Origin of the sequence: Pseudomonas sp. NPDC087817, from assembly GCF_044742875.1 — a bacterium.
Lineage (GTDB): Bacteria > Pseudomonadota > Gammaproteobacteria > Pseudomonadales > Pseudomonadaceae > Aquipseudomonas.
Map to the genome: position 1 here is coordinate 19,479 of NZ_JBIUVJ010000042.1, position 20,694 is coordinate 40,172.

Genomic DNA, 20,694 nt, shown 5'->3' on the forward strand with positions numbered 1-20,694 from the left:
ACCCATGAGCGCTCGCAAGCAACAGCTTCTCAAGGCCCATCGACGCAGCAAGCGTCTGTTCCTCGTCGCCTTTCTGGTAGCGCTGTTGCTGATCGGTGTATTGATCGCCTGGTGGCTGGTGCCGCTGTTGCTGGTGCTTGCCTGGGTTGCCCACGAAGCGTGGTTTGCCGATCACTTGTTTTACCGCCCCAGCGACGATTATCAATACCGGTTTCCCGCGAATACAGCACGTCAGGCCGTCAGCCTGGATGGCGGTGTGGTGCGCCTGAGCGAGCCATTGGCCCCGGGTGAAACGCTGATTCTCGAGCTTGAAGTGAAGGCCGGTTGGCTGGGGCGCTGGCTCGATCCGTATGTTCAGGTCGGCAATGATCGCCAGGATTTTGAACGTGGGGTCAAAGGGCGGCGTTTTCTCAACCTTTCCGGACAAGCGACGGCGCTGGGCCAGGGTTCGCTGTCGCTGCGCGGCCACCATTGCACGCCGGGTGCCACGGGCGCGCTGTGGGTCATGGCCAACCCTGACTACGCTCGCCAGCGCGTCATGGTCATCGCGCCGCATGCCGATGATGCCGAGCTTGCGGCATTCGGCCTTTACAGTCGCAGCGAAGACGTCAGCATCGTCACCCTTACCCAAGGCGAGATCGAGGCTGAAGACTTCCAGCGACTGGGCCTTGATCAAGCCGCTGCCGCACGCTTGAAAGGCCGCTTGCGCAGCTGGGACAGTCTGGTGATTCCGCTGTGGGGCGGTGTGCCCGCAGAACGTTGCGTGCAACTGGGTTACTACTGTCTGCAATTGCCTGCAATGGCCGCCGAGCCAGGCAAGGCGTTTGGCTCTCGCGAGTCGCAGGAAAACGATGTGCGCAGCGTGCGCCGACACAACCCGCTGATCTTGCCCGGTGACCTTGACGGGCAACCGACCTGGCAGAATCTGGTCGGCGACCTGGTAGCCCTGCTGGAGCACTATCGTCCGCAAGTGCTGGTGACACCGCATCCCGAACTGGACCCGCACAGTGACCACGTCGCCGCCACTCAGGCGCTGCTTGAGGCCGTTGGCCGCAGCAACTGGAAGCCGACGACCCTGCTGATGTACGCCAATCATCTGCATGACAACGACCGTTGGCCGATGGGGCCGGCAGGTGCCGGTATCGCACTGCCGCCGGCCATCGAGGCATTGCCAGCCGATCGCTTGTGGAGCCCGCTGCTGTCAGCCGACGTGCAACTGGACAAGGCCATGGCACTGGCCATGGAGCATGATTTGCAGGGTGGGCAAGTGTTCAAGCGGCAATTGCGTCGCTGGATCCAGCACGGACTGGCGGGGCGCCGCTGGCCTGTCACGGGCAGTAACGAATTTTTCCGCAAGGCGGTCCGGCGCCACGAATTGTTCTGGGTGCGCGACCTTTCAGATTGAGGCGGACGGCGCTTTACCCTGTGTTAATATCGCGCCCCTGTTCATTTTGTATGTGGGTTGCTCCATGAAGTTGTCCATGCCGCGTTTCGATCAAGCCCCGGTCTTGGTAGTCGGCGATGTCATGCTCGACCGCTACTGGCATGGCGGAACCTCACGGATTTCCCCTGAGGCACCGGTGCCGGTCGTTAAGGTCGAGCAAATCGAAGACCGTCCGGGCGGCGCCGCGAACGTTGCCTTGAACATTGCCGCGCTGGGTGCGCCGGCGTCCCTGGTCGGTGTGACCGGTGACGACGAAGCCGCCGACAGCCTGAGCAACAGTCTCAAAGGCGCGGGCGTTCGGGCCCTGTTCCAGCGCATCGCGCACCAGCCAACCATCGTCAAGCTGCGGGTCATGAGCCGGCACCAGCAACTGCTGCGTATCGACTTTGAAGAACCGTTTGCCACTGACGCCCTGGCCCTTGGCTCGCAGGTCGACGACCTGCTCGAAGGCATCAAGGTCCTGGTGTTGTCCGACTACGGCAAAGGCGCGCTGAAAAACCATCAGGCGCTGATCCAGGCGGCCCGGGCAAAAAACATTCCGGTGCTGGCCGATCCGAAAGGCAAGGATTTCTCGATCTACCGTGGCGCCAGCCTGATCACCCCGAACCTCAGTGAGTTCGAAGCCATCGTCGGCGGTTGCGCCGATGAGCACGAACTGGTGAGCAAGGGCGCAACCCTGATGCACGATCTCGAACTCGGTGCGCTGCTGGTCACTCGAGGCGAACACGGTATGACCCTGCTGCGTCCGGATCATCCGGCACTGCACCTGCCGGCCCGTGCCCGTGAAGTGTTCGATGTCACCGGCGCCGGTGACACCGTGATTTCGACCCTGGCCGCTGCCATTGCCGCCGGCGAAGAGCTTCCGCACGCTGTGGCACTGGCCAATCTGGCCGCCGGCATCGTCGTCGGCAAGCTTGGTACCGCTGCCATCAGCGCCCCGGAACTGCGTCGCGCCATTCAGCGCGAAGAAGGCTCCGAGCGCGGTGTGCTGGGCCTCGAGCAGTTGCTGCTGGCGGTAGCCGATGCCCGCGCGCACAACGAGAAGATCGTCTTCACCAATGGCTGTTTCGACATCCTGCATGCCGGCCACGTGACTTATCTGGAGCAGGCGCGAGCCCAGGGCGATCGTCTGATCGTCGCGGTCAACGACGATGCGTCCGTCAGCCGACTGAAAGGGCCGGGGCGCCCGATCAACAGTGTTGACCGGCGTATGGCGGTTCTGGCCGGGCTCGGGGCTGTGGACTGGGTCATCAGCTTCCCTGAAGGCACACCGGAAAACCTGCTGCGTGAGGTCAAGCCGGACGTGTTGGTCAAGGGCGGCGATTACGGGATCGACCAAGTGGTGGGTGCCGATATCGTGTCGGCTTATGGCGGCACCGTGAAAGTGCTGGGACTGGTGGAAAACAGCTCGACAACAGCGATTGTCGAAAAAATCCGCAGTCGTTGAGCAGATGAATCTTTACCGTTGTGTACTGCGTGTGAACGGATTTTGCCTTGGGGATCTAACCGTTTCCGTTGATGTTGGCAGGTTTGAATCCGATGCGCTTGCCTGCCTATGTCGCGTGGTCAATTAACTTATGAAAGTCATGCTCCTGGTGATGGACGAGCAGCGGGTCATTCTTGACCGGCTCTACGACATCGTGCAGCAGAACTGTGATGAATGTGTCATCTACCGTCTGAGCAAACAGCAACAGATGAACCTCGGGCCGTTTCTGGCCTCGGTCGATTACCAGATGTTCGACCGCGTGGTGATCTTCTCCCGGGTCAAGCGCCTGGCCCCGCAACTGCGGGTGCTCAAGTGCATTCCCGGGCTGATCTTTCTCGAACACGACGCCTACCAGAACTACATGCCTGCCAGTAAGTATCGGGGCGTGTATTCGCGGCTCTACAGCCGTCTGCCGAGCTGCCGCGCACTGGTATCCGGCGCGGTGGTCGCGCGCAAAATGCTCGCTGAAGGCATTGATACAGTGTTCGTCTCCAAGGGTTACGACGAGCAGATGCTGCGCAACATCGGCACTGAGCGGGACATTCCCGTCGGTTTTCTCGGCAGCCTGAAAAGCACCGAATATGCCGAACGCAAAGCACTGCTCGAATCGCTGTCGAAGCGAACCGGGATGCTGGTGACGCGCACGAAGTCGGGCTCGGAGTATCTCGAAACGCTCAATCGCATCAGGATCTTTGTCAGCGCCGATATCGGCATGAACGAGTTCATGATCAAGAATTTCGAAGCCATGGCCTGCGGTTGTGTGCTGCTGGCCTGGAGCCAGGGCGAAGAAGACCAGTTGCTCGGTTTCGAAGACATGCACAACACCGTGTTCTACCGCAGCGAAGACGAAGCGGTGGAAAAGATCAAACTGTTGCAAGGCAACCCTGAGCTGGCGGATCGCATCGCCAGCAATGGTCAGGCCTTTGCACAGAGCCGTTATTCCTTCGCGCGGGTTGGCCAGTCCCTCGCGGCTGAAATCCAGCGCGAGATGCGCCCATGGCAGCCGCCGTCGGCATTTACGCGGTTCTGGGTGAAGCTGCGTCACGGGATGAAGGTGCCGGTCTGAATGATGGACGAACACATGGCGCTGGATGCGCTGCCCGGTGGTGACCAGTCGGTGTTGGGCGCTTTGCCCGAGGCGTTGCGCGAGTGCCTGAGTCGCGCAGCGCGGGTCATCCTGATTGCCAACAACCCGGCCATCACGGCAGCGGACGTTCAGGCGCTGAACATTGGCGTCGATGACGTCGTCGTCAGCTTCAATACCTGCATCAAGGCAGCGCTGCTCAACGCGCAAAGCGCCAATGTCTTTGTGCACGGCTATAACGCCCCGGACCATTACTTTTTCGGCTTGCCTTACGGGCCGGACGTACAACGACTGATCAATCAGGCGAGTGAACGGTGTTTCACCCTGTTGGTCGGTTGCGCGGCACCGATGTGCCCGTTACCGCGGGTGGCGATGTACTGGGATCGCATCCCGTTGCCGCCACTGTGGAACTATCCGGTCGACCGGCCGGGAGGCAAGCGTTACGTTGGCCCCACAACCGGTTTCAACACGCTGGTGTTGCTCGACTGGTTGCGCGGTCAACCCGGTTACACCTATCAACTGATGACTCTGGGTTTTTCCAACGAAGCCGGCAAGCTGTGGGGTGGTCACGCCTGGGATTACGAGCGCGACTGGCTGCAGAAGTCGGACGTCATCGTAGTGCCCCTGCAACCCCGTCGCTGGTGGCAAAAGCTGTTCCGCCAGAAATAAGCGATAGCCTGTCGCCGGCCGGCCCGAACTACTTTCAAAAGGTGCTGTTGAGTGTTGAAAATTGCCGTGGCCTTTTTCGGGATTCCGAGAAACTCGCCGATTTGCTTCCCCTCCATCGAGCAGAACGTCCTGGCGCAGTTGCCTGCGGGCAGCGACGTAAAGTGTTTTTATCACCTGTACAAAATCGATGAAGTGCAGAACTCGCGCTCCGGCGAAAAAGGCGAGCTGGCGGCAGACAACTATCAGCCGTTCGAATCGATGACCGGGACGCTGACTTCAACCGAAGGCGTGCTGGAGCGCTGGGATTTCGAGCAGGTCAAGGCACAAGGCGACACGTGGGCCGATGACTTCGCGTCGCTGCGCAACCTGATCTATCAGCTCAACTCGCTGCACACCGTGACCACGATGATCGAGGCCTTCGATCCGGATTACGTGGTGTTCGTGCGACCGGACAATTTCTTCCACAACCCGCTGCCTGCTTATGTGTTCAATCATCCAGAGGCCCGGCGGCACAATGCCTACATTCCTGACTGGCAGTGGTGGGGCGGGTTGAATGACCGCTTTGCCATTTGTGGGCGCGACACTTACGTCGCCTACGGCAAGCGGATCGAGCGCATCTTCGAATTCTGCAAGGCGACGGGGCGAAAGCTGCACTCCGAGCGTTTGCTCAAGTACGCATTGCAGCGGGTTGATGCCAAGGTTTGCACATTGAAAACCCAAGCATCACGGGTACGCATTACCGGCGCATTTGCCGAAGAGTCGTTCTCGCCCAAGCGTGGCATGGGCAAGCGCGAAAACCGCTACTTCCATTTCTTCGCGACCTTGCGTACATGGATCGATAGCAAGCGCTAACCGGCTATTTGCTCGCGCGTTTCTTGCCGATGCCAACCAGACGCAGCGCCTTCAGACTCAGTTGCTTGAGGCCTGTGCGAGGGGGCTTTGCGGGTTGCAGGCCTTGCTGCACGACCCAGTCCTTCCAGCGAATTCGTTCATCGCGTACGACCCAGCCCTCTTGAGTTGCGAAGCTCTCTGCGAGGTAAAGTCCGCGGGTGCCGGCCGGCAGGAGTTTGTCGCGCTTGAGGGTATAGAGTTCGGCCAGTGGTGCACCGTCCTTGAGCGGCATCAGATAGAGGTCGGGGCGCTTGCGGTCGAGCCGTGCCACCAGTTGATCACCTTCCAGGCGCTCATCGACATGGAACAGGCTCAGAGATTTGGCTTCCTTGGGCACGTCCAGACGCAAGTCATAGATCAATTGCAGCGACGCGGTCGGCAAATGCACATAGGCGCGCGGCCGTTCCAGCAATTGCAGGTTGGCGCAACGAATCGGGCGCGCCGAGCCGGACAACGGCGTCAGCCGAAACGGCAAGGCCTCGCGGTAATGCAGCGCGGAGGAGTAGGGCGCCGGCAGCCACGTGTCGTTGAAACGTCCGCCGAGCCAGCCTTCCGGGGTTTCCAGCAAACACTCTTCGGCAATTTCCTGGATGGCCGTGTGCAGTGGAATATTCAGTTCGTGGGCCGGTACGTAACCGGAAATCAGTTTCAGCACCACGTCGCCGCGATCCTGCCGGCGCTGGCGTACCAGCACCCAATAATCGCGATTCTGCCAATGCAGGGTCAGGCGCACCGAGACTCCGAGATTCGCCAGCTCCAGCGAAAAGCGCTCGGCATCCGCCACGCTCACCGGTTTGCGTCGCTGCAAGGTCTGCGCGAAGTTCAGCGGCATGCCGACGCTCTGATAGGTCAGGCCTTCGGGGGTGGCTTCGACGAACAGCGGCAGGGTCTTGAAGTTGCTCGGGTTCTTCCTGATGAGCGTGCGCGGCATATCGGCTCCTGCTTAAGGCCGCGGGGCGGCGTCAGTGACCACGAAGGACCTGGGCAACGGTCGCAACGTTATGGGCGAGGTGCAGCGGATTGATCGTCCCGACAATAGCACTGGCTACGCCGGGCTGGGCAAACAGCAATTCGAAGCTGGCACGCACCGGGTCCACACCTGGGCTCAGGCAAACGTGACCGCTGGCCAGGGCCTTTTTCACCAGAATGGCTTTGCCATGGGCAGCAGCATAGTCAATGACTGCCTTCTCGCTCTGTTCGTTCAGATTGTAGGTGACCATCGCGCAGTCGCCCTGCTCCAGTGCCTTCAGGCCACCTTCGACGGTTTTGCCGGAGAAACCGAAGCCGCGAATCTTGCCCTCGGCCTTGAGCGCCGCGAGTGTGGCGTACACCTCTTCGTGCTCAAGGATCGCCATGTCATTGCCGTCGGAGTGCACCAGCACCAGATCGATAAAATCGGTTTCAAGACGTTGCAGGCTGCGCTCCACCGACAGGCGCGTGTGGGCCGCGCTGAAGTCGTGGCGTGACTCGCCGTTGGCAAACTCTTCGCCGACCTTGCTGACAATCACCCAGTCCTGTCGCTGGCCCCGCAGTAGCGGGCCGAGGCGTTCTTCGCTGCGGCCATAAGCCGGCGCGGTGTCGATCAGGTTGATGCCCAGACCCTGCGCTTGCCGCAGCAGCATGCGCGCCGCCTCATCGTCGGGGATCTGAAAACCGTTGGGGTATTTCACCCCTTGATCACGGCCGAGTTTGACCGTGCCCAGGCCCAGTGGCGAAACCGTCAGGCCGGTGCTGCCCAGCGGGCGATGCAAGTCATGCAGGGTAGCGATACTCATGGCAGCAGTTGCTCCCAGGCTGGCACGCCCAGCGGTGGTTTTGCCAGGGGCGGCAAAGGTTCGGCGGCTTGCGGCTGGATGCCGTCGCGCTGCAGAGAGGCGATCACCCGATCAGCAAAATCCGGAGCCAGCGCCAGTTTGGTCGGCCAGCCGACCAGCAAGCGTCCCTCTTCAGCGAGGAAGGCATTGTCCGGGCGCGTCAGGCCGGTTTGCAGCGGCTCGGCACGGTCGACGCGCAAGGTCGCCCATTGCGTGGTGCTGAGGTCGATCCACGGCAGCAACTGCGCGATTTCTTTCTGCGCGGTGGCGATCTGTTCGGCGGGCTCGCGGTTTACACCTTCGCTCTCGGCGATGTCGCCGCCCATGTACCAGACCCATTGGCCATCCGCCGCCGGGTGCGTGGTCACGGTGATACGCGGCTTGGTGCCGCCGCCCAGGCAGTGTGCGTACAGCGGTTTCAGGCCCGGGCCTTTGGCGATGATCATGTGCAGTGGTCGGCGTTGCATGGCCGGATGGCTCAGGCCCAGAGCGGTGAGCAGATCAGCGGTGCCGGCGCCGGCGCTGAGGACGATGCGCTGCGCACGGATCTCGCGACCGTCGACTTTCAAGCCGACCAGCACACCCGCTTCCAGCAACGGCTCGATGGTTTGCCCGGCCAGCAAGCCGTCGCCGGCCAGATCGGCCAGGCGTTGAATCAGGCTCGGCACATCGACCACCAGTTCGGCGAGGCGATAGACCTTGCCCTTGAAACGTTTGTCCTGCAGTGCCGGCGGCAATTGATCGCCCTTGACCTGATCGACACGGCCACGCACGGCTTTGCTGGCGAAGAAACTGGTGAGGTTGCCGGCCAGAGTGCCCGGCGACCACAGGTAGTGAGCTTCGGAGAGCAGGCGTACGCCGGACAGGTCCAGTTCACCGTCGCCGGCCAGCGCTTCACGCCAGCGGCGTGGCATGTCGGCGATGGCTTCAGAGGCGCCGGTCAGCGCGCCGTGCAGCGCGTACTTGGCGCCACCGTGGATGATGCCTTGGGATTTCACACTCTGCCCGCCGCCGAGGCTGGCGCTTTCCACCAGCACGGTCGAAAAACCCTGACGGCGCAGGCGCGCGTTCAGCCAGAGGCCGGCGACACCAGCGCCGACAATCAGAACGTCGGTGGAAATAACGGATGGCATGCAGCGACCTCAGTGTTCAAGACGAGGGCGCAGTATACAGACTCGGGAAAGGGGCGGATTTGTCGATGATCAACAGGCCGAATGCAAAACCTCTGGCCTGACAAATCCCCTGTGGCGAGGGAGCTTGCTCCCGCTGGGTCGCGAAGCGAGCCCAAAACCTGAGACCGAGTTATTGCTGACACTCGGTGGTGTGCGATTTTACGACTGCTACGCAGCCGAGCGGGAGCAAGCTCCCTCGCCACAGGTTTTGGAATGTGCTTGAGAGGGATTAATGGCCGGCGGTTTTCGAGAACAGCTGGATGACGACCACGCCGAGCACGATCAGCGCCATCCCGAGCATCGCCGGGATATCCAGTTTCTGCCCATAGATAAACAGCGCCGCCACGCTGACCATGACGATGCCCATGCCGGCCCATACCGCGTAGGCCACGCCCACCGGCACGGTACGCACCACCAGCGTCAGCATCCAGAAGGCGATGCCGTAGCCGACGATCACCAGAATCAGCGGCAGCGGCGTACTGATGCCCTTGACCGCTTTCATCGAAACGGTGGCTATCACTTCGGCGCAGATGGCAATGGCCAGATAGACGTAGGCGTTCATGTGTAAACCCTCATAGGAAACGTTGCTTGCTGAGGCGGCATTCTAGAGATTCACCAGATGCGGTAAAGTCATTACCTATCTGTTTAAAAGATGGGTTGGTGACGCAACATGCAGTGGAATCTCGATCAGCTACGCGTTTTCATCGATGTCGCCGAACAGCGCTCGTTCTCCGCCGTGGCGCGCAAGCAGCGCAAGGCGCAGTCGGCGATCAGCAGCGCCATCGCCCTGCTCGAAGATGATCTGGGCGTCAGTCTCTTCGAGCGTAGCAGCGGTCGCCAGCCGTGCCTCACCGAAGCGGGAGAGGCGTTGCTGGAAGAGGCCCGCGAAGTCTTGCGTCAATGCGAACGCCTCAACGGCCGTGCCATGGCGATGATGCGCGGGCAGGAAGCGCAGTTGCGCGTGGCACAGGATGAGGCGATGCCCTATCAGGCGCTGGTGGAAAGTTTTGGTGCGCTGGCCGAGCAATTTCCCAGCCTGGAAGTGCAATTGACCAGCGCCGCCCAAGGCGAGGTCGCCCGCAAACTGGTGGAGCGCCGCGCCGATCTCGGGCTGTTGTTCTATCACGACGAGATCCCCGAAGCGCTGGAGCGGCGGGTGCTTGGCAGTGTGGAAATGGTCACGGTCTGCGGCATCAATCATCCGTTGGCGACGCAATCCTGGGTCACTTGCCAGCAACTGGCGCAACACCGGCAGTTGTTGATGTCGACGCAAACCAGTGTCTATCCCGGCAACGAACCGGCCAGCCCGCAGGTATGGCGTGCCGACAGTTTTTACGTGATGGCCGAATGGCTGGTGCGCGATCTTGGCTGGGCCTGGTTGCCGCGCCATGTGGTGCAGTACTCGGCGTATCAGGGATTGATGGTCGAACTCGACAGCGAATGGACCCCGCCGGCGCTGGTGGTCGAGTTGGTCTGGCGACGCGACGAGCCACTTGGTCCGGCCGCGTGCTGGCTGGCTGAACGTTTTGCCGTGCACTTGCAGGCGATCGACGGCAAAAGTCGATAAACTCCGCCGCCATGAATAGAACTCTCTACACCGCGCTGTTTTACCTGGGGCTGCCATTGGTGGCGATTCGGCTGTGGCTGCGCTCGCGCAAGGCACCGGCGTATGCCAAGCGGATTGGCGAGCGTTTCTCCTACGGGATGCCGACGCTGCAACCCGGCGGCATCTGGGTGCACGCGGTGTCCGTGGGTGAAAGTATCGCTGCCGCGCCGATGATCCACGCGCTACTGCAACGTTATCCACAGCTGCCGATTACCGTGACCTGCATGACCCCGACCGGTTCCGAGCGGATTCAGGCGCTGTTCGCCAACGAGCCACGCATTCAGCATTGTTACCTGCCATACGACTTACCGTGCGCGGCGGCGCGGTTTCTCGATCGAGCGCAACCGAAGCTCGCGGTGATCATGGAAACCGAATTGTGGCCCAACCACATTCACCAATGCGCCAAACGCGGGATTCCCGTGGCGCTGGCCAACGGACGCCTGTCCGAGCGCTCGGCTCGCGGTTATGCGCGCTTCAGCAAACTGACCGCGCCGATGCTCGCCGAGATGAGCTTTTTCGCCGTGCAGACCGCCACTGAGGCGCAGCGCTTCCGTGATCTCGGTGCGCGCCCGGAGACGGTCGAGGTCACCGGCTCGATCAAGTTCGACCTGACCATCGACCCGCAACTGCTGCAACGAGCCGCTGAGTTGCGCGGCCAATGGCTGGCGCTGGAGCGTCCGGTGTGGATCGCCGCCAGCACTCACGAAGGCGAGGATGAAGTGGTGCTGGACGCGCACCGTCGTTTGCTCGCCAACTATCCGAATGCGCTGCTGATCCTGGTGCCGCGTCATCCGGAGCGTTTCAACTCGGTGTTCGAACTGTGCCAGCGCGAAGGCTTTGCCACGGTGCGTCGCTCGACCGGCGTCAGTGTCAATGCGCAGACGTCGGTACTGCTCGGCGACACCATGGGCGAGTTGCTGTTTCTCTATGCACTGGCGGACAGCGCGTTTGTCGGCGGCAGCCTGGTGGCGAATGGTGGGCACAACCTGCTGGAGCCCGCCGCGCTGGCGAAACCGGTGTTGAGTGGCCCGCACCTGTTCAACTTCCTCGATATCGCCGCGCAATTGCGTGAGGCTGGCGCGTTGGCCGAGGTGGATGATGCCGAAGGGCTGGCGGTGGAAGTGCAGCGCCTGTTCGAACTGCCGCGTGATGCGCAGCGCATGGCCGAAGCCGGGCTGGCGGTGATGCGTCGCAACCAGGGCGCGTTGCAGCGTTTGCTGGATGGCTTAGGCAGGTTGATCAAATAGTCGCGTGGAACACTTATTGTGGCGAGGGGATTTATCCCCGATCGGCTGCTCAGCAGTCGTAAACCCTGTTTCCTAGATATGACTGAATGACCGCGATGAATGTTTTAGGGCTGCTTCGCAGCCCATCGGGGCGGTGCGACGTTTCGCTAAATCCCCTCGCCACAAGGGATTTATCCAGATTGTTTAAGGCCGTGCCTTGAGCTGCGCCTCGGCAGCCTTGGCCAGATCCGGTGGCAGGAAGTCCTTGTCCGGGTTGTAGTCGGCCTTCAGATACCGCGTCAGATCCTGCAAGTCCCCCGGGTTCAACGTCCCCGCCGCCTGCTTCAAGCGCAGGTTGTCGAGGATGTAGTCGTAGCGGGTGTTGTTGTAGTTGCGCACCGAGGTGTACAGCTGACGCTGGGCATCGAGCACGTCGACGATGTTGCGCGTACCGACCTGATAACCGATTTCCGTGGCTTCCACCGCGCTCTGGTTGGAGATGATCGACTGACGGCGTGCCTGCACCTGCTCAACGTCGGTGTTGACCGCGCGATGCAGATTGCGGGTGTTTTCGACGATCTGCCGACGCAGGGATTCGCGCTGCTGTTCGCTCTGATTCAGTTGTTCATACGACTGGCGCACTTGCGAACTGGTCAACCCGCCGCTGTAGATCGGGATGTTCAGTTGCAGGCCCAGCGTGCTCTGTTCGACGTTGCCACGGTATGGCGTGCCAAAAGCATTCGGGTTGGCGAAACCGAGGGCGTCGTTGTCGCCTTTTTCGTATTTGGCCACGGCGTCGAGGGTCGGCAGGTGGCCGGCCTTGCGCTGCTTCAGGGTCTGTTCGGCCGAGCTGACGGCGAAGTTGCTGGCGAGCAGATTGAGGTTCTGTTTCGCCGCCGTATCGACCCACGCCTTGGCGTCGTTCGGCGCCGGCGGCAGGATCGGCAGCGTGTGGACGATGCCCTGAATCGAGTTGTACTGACGGTTGGTCAGGGTGATCAGTGCTTCGAACGCATCATCGACCTGACGCTGGGCGACGATCCGGTTGGCCCGCGCGGTGTCGTAACTGGCTTGCGATTGCAGCACATCGGTCTTGTCCGACAGGCCGACATCGAAGCGCTCGTTGGACTGATCGAGCTGGCGCTTGAACGCCGCTTCTTCGGCCTTGGTCGAGGCCAGATTGTCCTGACTGCGCAGCACGTTGAAATAGCTTTCGGCCGATTGCAGGATCAGGTTCTGTTCGGTGGCCGACAGTTGCAGCGCGGCCTGCTCGTTGACGTCCTTGGCCGCCTGATACTGGAACCAGCGATCGGCGCGGAACAGCGGTTGGGCGAGCGTCGCCTGATAGGAATGCGCGCTGCGGTTGGCAATGGCCGAAGGCTGGTCGATCGAGGTGCGTACGTCGGCAACTTCAGCGCCGCCGGAAAGATTCGGCAGCAATCCGGCGCGGGCCTGCGGCACCACTTCCTTCTGTGCGCCGTACTGGGCGCGGGCAGCGGCCAGATCGGCGTTGTTGTCGACCGCTTCCTGATAGACGCTGACCAGATCGGTTTTGCTCGACAAGGGCGCTTCTGCTGCCCAGGCCATTGCGTTGGACGCACAAGACACGGCAAGAGCCAGTGAAAGTTTGCGCAGCATGAGGCGATCCCTAGCAAGAAATATTACGAAAATAATGTGAGCGCCAAGGCTACGGCGCGGCCCCGGTAGCGTCAAGGCGCGCAGGGCACAGCGAGTGTAGTTGCGCAATCGTGCGGCAACAATCCTGCAAGTCCCGCCAATTGCGCCATTCATCATGGTGTTTGCTGCGGTGTTGGCGTTCTTTGCCGGTTGTGTCTAGACTGGCCGGGTTCTTGTCGGGGTGCCTTGCTATGAGGCTGAGATCGAATAATTTCGGATCCCGTTGAACCTGATCAGGTTAGCGCCTGCGTAGGGAACAAGATTTCTCGTCACCCGGCGAGTCCTCTTGTGCTTCGTCCGGGAAATTGTTCGACAATCGAACGCTCGACGACGATGCACAGCACCGGTCCTGGTGCGTCCGTGCCTTTCAGGTTCTGCTCCGACAATCCACTGCCTGGATGCTGTCTGGAGAGCCCGTGATGACTACAAAATCTAAAAACGCGATCAACCTGAGTGACTCGGCCAAGGTCGACGAGCAATCGGTCAAGCCGTTCACCCGTTCGCAAAAAATCTACGTTCAGGGCTCCCGTCCGGACATCCGCGTGCCAATGCGCGAAATCACCCTCGATGTGACCCCGACCGACTTCGGTGGCGAAATCAACGCGCCAGTCACCGTCTACGACACCTCCGGCCCGTACACCGATCCGAACGTGGTGATCGATGTGCGTAAAGGTCTCGGCGATGTGCGTTCGGCATGGATCGACGACCGTGGCGACACCGAGCGTCTGCCAGGTCTGAGCTCGAACTTCGGCCAGGAACGCCTCGCCGACCCAGAGCTGACCAAACTGCGCTTCGCTCACGTCAACAACCCGCGCCGCGCCAAGGCCGGGGCCAACGTCAGCCAGATGCACTACGCACGTAAAGGCATCATCACCGCCGAGATGGAATACGTCGCCATCCGCGAAAACATGAAGCTGCAAGAAGCCCGCGCCGCAGGTCTGTTGCAGCAGCAACACGCCGGCCACAGCTTCGGCGCCAGCATCCCGAAAGAAATCACCGCCGAATTCGTCCGCGAAGAAATCGCCCGTGGCCGTGCAATCATTCCGGCCAACATCAACCACGTCGAACTGGAACCGATGATCATCGGCCGTAACTTCCTGGTGAAGATCAACGGCAACATCGGCAACAGCGCCCTGGGTTCGTCCATCGAAGAAGAAGTGGCGAAACTGACCTGGGGCATTCGCTGGGGTTCGGACACCGTGATGGACTTGTCCACCGGCAAACACATCCACGAAACCCGCGAGTGGATCATCCGCAACTCGCCAGTGCCGATCGGCACCGTACCGATCTATCAGGCGCTGGAGAAGGTCAACGGCGTGGCTGAAGACCTGACCTGGGAGCTGTTCCGCGACACGCTGATCGAACAGGCGGAGCAGGGCGTCGACTACTTCACCATTCACGCCGGCGTACTGCTGCGCTATGTGCCGCTGACCGCCAAACGCGTGACCGGCATCGTGTCCCGTGGCGGTTCGATCATGGCCAAGTGGTGCCTGGCGCATCACAAAGAAAACTTCCTCTACACCCACTTCGACGAAATCTGCGAAATCATGAAGGCCTACGACGTCAGCTTCTCGCTGGGCGATGGCTTGCGTCCGGGCTCGATTGCCGACGCCAACGATGAAGCGCAATTCGGCGAACTGGAAACCCTCGGCGAGCTGACCAAGATCGCCTGGAAACACGACGTGCAGTGCATGATCGAAGGCCCGGGCCACGTGCCGATGCAGTTGATCAAAGAGAACATGGACAAGCAGCTCGAGTGCTGCGACGAGGCGCCGTTCTACACCCTCGGCCCGCTGACCACCGACATCGCGCCGGGTTACGACCACATCACCTCGGGTATCGGTGCGGCGATGATCGGCTGGTTCGGTTGCGCGATGCTCTGCTACGTGACGCCGAAAGAGCACTTGGGCCTGCCGAACAAGGATGACGTGAAGACCGGGATCATCACCTACAAGATCGCCGCTCACGCCGCCGACCTTGCGAAGGGCCACCCGGGCGCGCAGATTCGCGACAACGCCTTGAGCAAGGCGCGGTTCGAATTCCGTTGGGAAGACCAGTTCAACCTCGGTCTGGACCCGGACACCGCCCGTTCGTATCACGATGAAACACTGCCGAAGGACTCGGCGAAGGTCGCGCACTTCTGTTCGATGTGCGGGCCGAAATTCTGCTCGATGAAGATCACCCAGGAAGTCCGCGAATACGCGGCCAACCAGCGGATCGACGCGGTCGACGTGGACGTCGCCCAGGGCCTGGCGGAACAGGCCGAGCGGTTCAAGAAGGAAGGCAGTCAGCTGTACAAGAAGGTTTGATCTGACCTGAGTCCGGCGGCGCTCGCGCCGCCGTCATCGCGGGCAAGCCCGCTCCCACAGTGTTTTGCGTTGCCCACAAGATTTGTGTTCAGCGAGGATTCTGTGGGAGCGGGCTTGCCCGCGATGGCGATCAAAAAAACAACAAATGTCCCTCTGAGATAACACCCTTGAGCATTCAACCCAGCACTTATTCCCCCGATCTCGCCGTGCCCGCCGACAAGCGTGTATTCGGCGGCCGCGATCTGTTTTCCCTGTGGTTTTCCCTCGGCATCGGCCTGATGGTCTTGCAGACCGGTGCGCTACTGGCGCCAGGTCTGGGCCTGTCCGGTTCGTTACTGGCGATTTTCCTCGGCACGCTGGTCGGCGTTTTGCTGCTGGCCGCCGTCGGCGTGATCGGCAGCGACACCGGCCTGTCGTCGATGGCCGCGCTGAAACTCAGCCTCGGCCGCAAAGGCGCGAGCCTGCCGGCGCTGCTCAATCTGCTGCAACTGATCGGTTGGGGCTCCTTTGAAATCATCGTTATGCGCGACGCCGCCAGCCTGCTGGGCACCCGCGCTTTCGGCGAGCACTCGCTGTGGGCTTACCCGCTGCTGTGGACCTTGTTTTTCGGCACGCTGGCGACCTTGCTTGCAGTCAGCGGGCCGCTGACATTCGTCCGGCAGATCCTGCGCAAGTGGGGGATCTGGCTGCTGCTCGGCGCGTGCATCTGGCTGACCTGGAACCTGTTCGCCAAGGCTGATCTGGCGGCGCTATGGGCGCAGGCCGGTGACGGCTCGCTGCCGTTCGCCGTGGGCTTCGACATTGCTATCGCGATGCCGCTGTCGTGGCTGCCGCTGATCGCCGATTACTCGCGTTTCGGCAAGCGCGCGAAGAACGTTTTCGGTGGCACCGCGATCGGCTTCTTTATCGGCAATTTCTGGCTGATGAGCCTCGGCGTTGCCTACACCTTGGCGTTCGCACCGAGCGGTGAAGTCAACGCGCTGCTGTTGGCCCTGGCGGGTGCCGGGCTGGGCATTCCGCTGCTGCTGATTCTGCTCGATGAGTCGGAAAACGCCTTCGCCGACATTCACTCGGCAGCGGTGTCCAGCGGGATTCTGTTGCGCTTGAAAGTCGAGCATCTGGCCTTGGCCATCGGCGTGATCTGCACGCTGATCGCCTTGCTGGCGCCATTGGCGCAGTACCAGAATTTTCTGCTGCTGATCGGTTCGGTGTTTGCGCCGCTGTTTGGCGTGGTGCTGGTGGATCACTTCATTCTGCGCAAGCGCAGTGCTCAGGTCGCGTCAGCCGCATTGCGCTGGCCAGCGCTGTTGGCGTGGCTGGGTGGCGTGAGCACCTACCACTTGCTGGCGAATCTGTATCCGGATGTCGGCGCAACCCTGCCGGCGCTGGTGCTGGCAGGGCTGTTGCAGTTCGTGCTGGGCCGGGCCTTCAGTTACGGCCGGGAAACAGCTCGGGCTTAAGGATGCCGTTCAGACGCGGATAAGGAATCTTCAGTTCGACGTGGCCCAGCGCGTAAGGCGCGATGGTGGTCACGTCGTACTTGAGGATCACGCCGCCATAGGTCAGCGCCACGTTCTGGGTTTTCACGAACGGCCAGTTCTTGACGAACTCCGCTTCCTGATCGAGCTTGGTGCTGATCAACCAGCTGTTGTGCGCTACTTGCGCAGCCTTCCAGAACGCGTCTTCCTGACCCGGCAGCAGCATGTCCGACAGGTTCAGCACCTTGTGCTGCTGGCGCGAATAGTTGATGAAACCGCGCCCCGGGGTGCCATGTGCGCCGCCGGTGTCGAGGTAGCTCGACAACTCGATGATCACCAAGCCGTCATGCTGCTCACGTACTTTCGCTTGCAGGTAGCTGCTGTTGCGCGGGCCGGCATTGGCCAGGAACTGCTCGCGATAGGCTGCCAGGGTCGGCGCCACCGGCGCGTTTTTCTCGGTGCGGGTCATTTGCAACAGACGTTTTTCGATGATCCCGTCCAGTGCCGGTTCTGCCGGGAAGCGCAGAGTGTCGATATTCACCAGTGGGCAGTCAGGGTTGGAGCAGCCGGGTTTCAGCTGTTCCGACGCATCGCGGGTGGTCTCCAGCGGTGTGCGGTAATTGGGCTGGAACAGGCTGGCGCAGGCACCCAGAGTCAGGGCGATGGCGGCCACGGAGGCAATTTTGAAAAGCGACATGGGCGTCCTTTCGAAAGCAGGGGAAGGCAAAAAGATATCCGCTTCGACTCTCGCAGAAGCAGTCAGTTCGCCACTAAGCTAATTAGAGTGGGTTTCGCCTCCACCGTCCATCCCGCTGACGGTAAAGGGGCTGCATCAAACGGTGCGGGCGCGTTAGGATGGCGCGAAGTCGAGGTTGCCGGTGACACGTTGCAGGTAACAAAAAGGCACCTCGTAATGGATTCGCAGTAAAGAGGATGCTTCATGACTGATTTTGCCAACGCCATTCCGACCACCGTCGATGTGGTAAAGCGCGAGCGCTGCTACGAGGGCTTCTACAAGCTCGACCGTTTGCACCTGCGCCATGAGTTGTTTGCCGGCGGCATGAGTCGGGAGATCAATCGCGAAGTGTTCGTGCGTCATGATGCCGTGTGCATGCTGCCCTACGATCCGCAGCGCGACGAAGTGGTGCTGATCGAGCAGTTTCGTGTGGGTGCCATGGGCAAGACTGACAACCCATGGCTGGTCGAGCTGGTCGCCGGTCTGATCGACAAGGAAGAAGTGCCGGAAGAAGTTGCTCACCGCGAAGCGCAGGAGGAAGCTGGGCTGGACATCAAGGCCCTGTGGCCGATGACCAAATATTTCCCGTCGCCGGGCGGCAGCAACGAGTTCGTGCATTTGTATCTGGGGCGTTGCAGCACCGACGGCGTTGGCGGCCTGCATGGGCTGGAGGAAGAGGCAGAAGATATCCGCGTCACGGTCTGGGCCTTCGAAGATGCCTTACAGGCCGTACGCGACGGACGCATTGCCAACGCGGCGAGCATCATCGCCTTGCAATGGCTGGCGCTGAACCGCGCCGAAGTGAGGGGGTTATGGTCGTAAACAAGCTGCGCGATCGTTATCGGGTTGACCTCGCAGGGCTGCAAGCCGCCTGCGAGGCCAATTACGCGCGCCTGATGCGACTGGTGCCGGACATGCGCAACGAACCCGAAGCGCGGCGCATCGCCGTGACTCAGGGTGAGCAAATGCTCGGCGTGCTGGCCCTCGAAGTCCTGCAGACCTGTCCGTACACCACCACCTTGCAAGTGCGCCAGGAACACAGCCTGCCGTGGCTGCCGGTGCCGCAACTGGAAGTTCAGGTCTATCACGACGCACGCATGGCCGAAGTGGTCAGCGCCGAACATGCACGACGCTTTCGCGGCATCTATCCTTACCCGAACGCCGCGATGCATCAGCCCGATGAAAAAGCTCAGCTCAATCTGTTCCTGGGGGAATGGCTGAGTCATTGCCTGGCGTTGGGGCACGAGTACGAAGTCGTACGCTAGTTGTGAACTGCGTCCGGTTCGGCGGTTTCCCCTTTCACTCGTCCCCCAGCATAATTGCGCCATTCAACCGAATCCGTGCCTTTGCCCTGGGAGAACGCCTTGCCGAGCGTATCCACGTTGACCACCGCCGATCCGGCGTTGCTGGTGCAGTTGTCCGACAGCCATCTGTTCGCTGAAGCGGACGGCACGCTGTTGGGCATGAACACCCGCGAGAGCCTGCAAAAGGTCATTGAGCTGGTGCTGGGGCAGCAGCCCCAGATCGATTTGATTCTGGCTACTGGCGATATTTCCCAGGACGGCACGCTGGAGTCGTATCAGCAGTTTCGTGAAATGAGCGCGCAGATCGATGCACCCGCGCGCTGGATTCCCGGCAATCACGACGAACCGCAAATCATGGCGGTGGCGGCGGTGCAGAGCGCGCTGCTGGAGTCGGTGGTCGATATCGGCAACTGGCGGGTGACTCTTCTGGATTCTGCGGTGCCGGGTTCAGTGCCGGGTTATCTTCAGGACGATCAACTGCAACTGCTGGCCCGCTCGTTGAGCGAAGCGCCGGAGCGTCATCATCTGGTGTGCTTCCACCATCATCCGGTGTCGATCGATTGCGCGTGGATGGAACCGATCGGCTTGCGCAATCCTGAGGCGTTTTTCGAGGTGCTGGATCGTTTTCCACAGGCGAGGGCGGTGTTGTGGGGGCATGTGCATCAGGAAATTGATCGCGAGCGCAATGGCGTGCGCCTGATGGCCTCGCCGTCGACCTGCATTCAGTTCGAACCGGGCAGTGAGGACTTCAAAGTCGGTGAGCAGGCGCCGGGTTATCGCTGGTTGCGGCTGCTGCCGGATGGTCGCCTCGAAACGGGTGTTGAGCGCGTTACCGATTTCGAATTCACCATCGATTACGGCTCCAACGGCTACTGAATACCGAGTCGCGGCCTTCGCGGGCAGGCTCGCTCCCACATTGGAATGCGAACACCCGTGGGAGCGAGCCTGCTCGCGAAGGCGTCCTTACAAACACCCACGAATTCCCTGACTCCCTGTAAACTCCGCTATCTTTCGCCGACACCCAGGGAGCTCAAATGTCCGGTTCGATCCTCTATATCCACGGCTTCAACAGCGCACCGGCCTCGAAAAAGGCCTGTCAACTGGTCGAGGTAATGAAACGGCTGGGTTTGAGCGATCAACTGCGTGTCCCGGCCCTGCATCACCATCCGCGCGAAGCCATCGGTCAGTTGGAGCAAGCGATTGCCGAACTGGGCAGCCCGTTGCTGGTGGGAAGCTCACTCGGCGGCTACTATGCGACTCACCTGGCCGAGCGCCATGGCCTGAAAGCCCTGTTGGTCAACCCGGCCGTCAGTCCGCACCGGATGTTCGACGGTTATCTGGGCACGCAGAAAAACCTGTATACCGATGAAACCTGGGAATTGACCCATGACCATGTGACGGCGCTGGCCGAACTGGAAGTGCCGGCACCCCAGGATGCACAGCGTTATCAGGTCTGGTTGCAGACCGGCGATGAAACACTGGACTATCGCCTCGCCCAGCAGTATTACCGGGCCTGTGCCTTGCGCATTCAGGCCGGCGGCGACCATGGTTACCAAGGATTTACCGGGCAATTGCCGGCGTTGTTGAGTTTTGCCGGCATTGGCGCCGATTTGTATCAGGCAATCGATTTCACCGCACTGTGAAGTCTTGCCCCTATTTCATGAATGACTGACGACGAGACCCTATGGCCACTCCCAGCGCTAGCTCTTATAACGCCGACGCCATCGAAGTCCTCTCGGGCCTCGACCCGGTGCGCAAACGCCCCGGCATGTACACCGACACCAGTCGGCCGAACCAC

The 20,694-nt window shown here is 61.1% G+C and carries 20 protein-coding genes and 1 riboswitch; of the genes, 14 read left to right on the forward strand and 6 right to left on the reverse strand.

What is annotated here, in order from left to right; translation table 11 throughout:
• Positions 1-4: 4 nt before the first annotated feature.
• The 5 genes from ACIONG_RS21685 (at position 5) to ACIONG_RS21705 (ending at position 5,535) form a co-directional block, all read left to right on the forward strand.
• Positions 5-1,405, forward strand: coding sequence for a PIG-L deacetylase family protein (locus tag ACIONG_RS21685; protein WP_103304625.1), 1,401 nt, complete (start codon positions 5-7; stop codon positions 1,403-1,405).
• Between the two features lie 64 nt (positions 1,406-1,469).
• Complete coding sequence (gene hldE, locus ACIONG_RS21690) at positions 1,470-2,891, forward strand: bifunctional D-glycero-beta-D-manno-heptose-7-phosphate kinase/D-glycero-beta-D-manno-heptose 1-phosphate adenylyltransferase HldE (protein ID WP_103304713.1); 1,422 nt, start codon at positions 1,470-1,472, stop codon at positions 2,889-2,891.
• A 130-nt stretch (positions 2,892-3,021) separates the two neighbouring features.
• On the forward strand, positions 3,022-3,996 hold the full coding sequence (locus tag ACIONG_RS21695) for a glycosyltransferase (RefSeq protein ID WP_213027347.1): 975 nt from the start codon (positions 3,022-3,024) through the stop codon (positions 3,994-3,996).
• Complete coding sequence (locus ACIONG_RS21700; RefSeq protein WP_213027348.1) at positions 3,997-4,683, forward strand: hypothetical protein; 687 nt, start codon at positions 3,997-3,999, stop codon at positions 4,681-4,683. It abuts the gene before it with no gap.
• Between the two features lie 51 nt (positions 4,684-4,734).
• The gene (locus ACIONG_RS21705; protein WP_213027349.1) at positions 4,735-5,535 is read left to right on the forward strand and encodes a hypothetical protein; all 801 of its coding nucleotides are present in this window, start codon (positions 4,735-4,737) and stop codon (positions 5,533-5,535) included.
• A gap of 4 nt (positions 5,536-5,539) precedes the next feature.
• Here the strand turns inward: ACIONG_RS21705 and ACIONG_RS21710 are convergent, their stop codons facing one another.
• The 4 genes from ACIONG_RS21710 to ACIONG_RS21725 all read right to left on the reverse strand — a co-directional run bounded on the left by ACIONG_RS21710 (position 5,540) and on the right by ACIONG_RS21725 (position 9,122).
• Positions 5,540-6,505 carry a metal ABC transporter ATPase gene (locus ACIONG_RS21710; RefSeq protein WP_103304629.1) on the reverse strand — a complete coding sequence of 322 codons (966 nt, stop codon included), beginning with the start codon at positions 6,503-6,505 and terminating at the stop codon, positions 5,540-5,542.
• 31 nt (positions 6,506-6,536) lie between these two features.
• Positions 6,537-7,349, reverse strand: a complete 813-nt coding sequence (locus ACIONG_RS21715; protein ID WP_213027350.1) for an aldo/keto reductase — start codon at positions 7,347-7,349, stop codon at positions 6,537-6,539.
• Positions 7,346-8,521 (reverse strand): NAD(P)/FAD-dependent oxidoreductase, encoded by a 1,176-nt coding sequence (locus ACIONG_RS21720; protein ID WP_401302609.1) that lies wholly within the window; start codon positions 8,519-8,521, stop codon positions 7,346-7,348. Before ACIONG_RS21720 ends, ACIONG_RS21715 begins: the two co-directional genes overlap by 4 nt.
• 268 nt (positions 8,522-8,789) lie before the next feature.
• Positions 8,790-9,122 carry a multidrug efflux SMR transporter gene (locus ACIONG_RS21725; protein WP_103304632.1) on the reverse strand — a complete coding sequence of 111 codons (333 nt, stop codon included), beginning with the start codon at positions 9,120-9,122 and terminating at the stop codon, positions 8,790-8,792.
• 108 nt (positions 9,123-9,230) lie between these two features.
• Between ACIONG_RS21725 and ACIONG_RS21730 the strand changes: the two genes are divergently transcribed.
• Together ACIONG_RS21730 and waaA are read left to right on the forward strand one after the other, a co-directional pair.
• Complete coding sequence (locus ACIONG_RS21730) at positions 9,231-10,127, forward strand: LysR family transcriptional regulator (RefSeq protein ID WP_103304633.1); 897 nt, start codon at positions 9,231-9,233, stop codon at positions 10,125-10,127.
• Between the two features lie 11 nt (positions 10,128-10,138).
• Entirely contained in the window at positions 10,139-11,413 is a 1,275-nt protein-coding gene (gene waaA, locus ACIONG_RS21735) for a lipid IV(A) 3-deoxy-D-manno-octulosonic acid transferase (protein WP_401302612.1), read from the forward strand.
• Positions 11,414-11,596: 183 nt separating this feature from the next.
• Here the strand turns inward: waaA and ACIONG_RS21740 are convergent, their stop codons facing one another.
• Positions 11,597-13,030 carry a TolC family outer membrane protein gene (locus ACIONG_RS21740; protein WP_213027354.1) on the reverse strand — a complete coding sequence of 478 codons (1,434 nt, stop codon included), beginning with the start codon at positions 13,028-13,030 and terminating at the stop codon, positions 11,597-11,599.
• A 206-nt stretch (positions 13,031-13,236) separates the two neighbouring features.
• A riboswitch (TPP riboswitch) is annotated at positions 13,237-13,342 on the forward strand.
• Between the two features lie 146 nt (positions 13,343-13,488).
• On the opposite strand from ACIONG_RS21740, the gene thiC reads away from it, so the two are divergent.
• Complete coding sequence (gene thiC / locus ACIONG_RS21745) at positions 13,489-15,378, forward strand: phosphomethylpyrimidine synthase ThiC (RefSeq protein WP_103304636.1); 1,890 nt, start codon at positions 13,489-13,491, stop codon at positions 15,376-15,378.
• 167 nt (positions 15,379-15,545) lie between these two features.
• Positions 15,546-16,838 carry a putative hydroxymethylpyrimidine transporter CytX gene (gene cytX, locus ACIONG_RS21750; RefSeq protein WP_103304637.1) on the forward strand — a complete coding sequence of 431 codons (1,293 nt, stop codon included), beginning with the start codon at positions 15,546-15,548 and terminating at the stop codon, positions 16,836-16,838.
• Here cytX and ACIONG_RS21755 read toward each other — a convergent pair.
• Positions 16,807-17,553, reverse strand: coding sequence for an RsiV family protein (locus ACIONG_RS21755; protein WP_103304638.1), 747 nt, complete (start codon positions 17,551-17,553; stop codon positions 16,807-16,809). The two genes, cytX and ACIONG_RS21755, sit on opposite strands and share 32 nt — an antisense overlap.
• Before the next feature lie 243 nt (positions 17,554-17,796).
• On the opposite strand from ACIONG_RS21755, the gene ACIONG_RS21760 reads away from it, so the two are divergent.
• The 5 genes from ACIONG_RS21760 to ACIONG_RS21780 all read left to right on the forward strand — a co-directional run.
• The gene (locus ACIONG_RS21760; RefSeq protein ID WP_103304639.1) at positions 17,797-18,414 is read left to right on the forward strand and encodes an NUDIX domain-containing protein; all 618 of its coding nucleotides are present in this window, start codon (positions 17,797-17,799) and stop codon (positions 18,412-18,414) included.
• Positions 18,405-18,857, forward strand: coding sequence for a DUF1249 domain-containing protein (locus tag ACIONG_RS21765; protein WP_064117171.1), 453 nt, complete (start codon positions 18,405-18,407; stop codon positions 18,855-18,857). The genes ACIONG_RS21760 and ACIONG_RS21765 overlap by 10 nt, the downstream gene beginning before the upstream one ends.
• Before the next feature lie 99 nt (positions 18,858-18,956).
• A complete protein-coding gene (gene cpdA / locus ACIONG_RS21770) occupies positions 18,957-19,772 on the forward strand; it encodes a 3',5'-cyclic-AMP phosphodiesterase (protein WP_213027356.1) in 816 nt (271 codons plus the stop codon).
• Between the two features lie 158 nt (positions 19,773-19,930).
• Positions 19,931-20,539: a YqiA/YcfP family alpha/beta fold hydrolase gene (locus ACIONG_RS21775; protein ID WP_213027357.1), complete on the forward strand. Its 609-nt coding sequence runs from the start codon at positions 19,931-19,933 to the stop codon at positions 20,537-20,539.
• A 41-nt stretch (positions 20,540-20,580) separates the two neighbouring features.
• Positions 20,581-20,694 (forward strand): hypothetical protein (locus tag ACIONG_RS21780; RefSeq protein ID WP_401302622.1); only part of this gene is annotated, 114 nt, incomplete at its 3' end.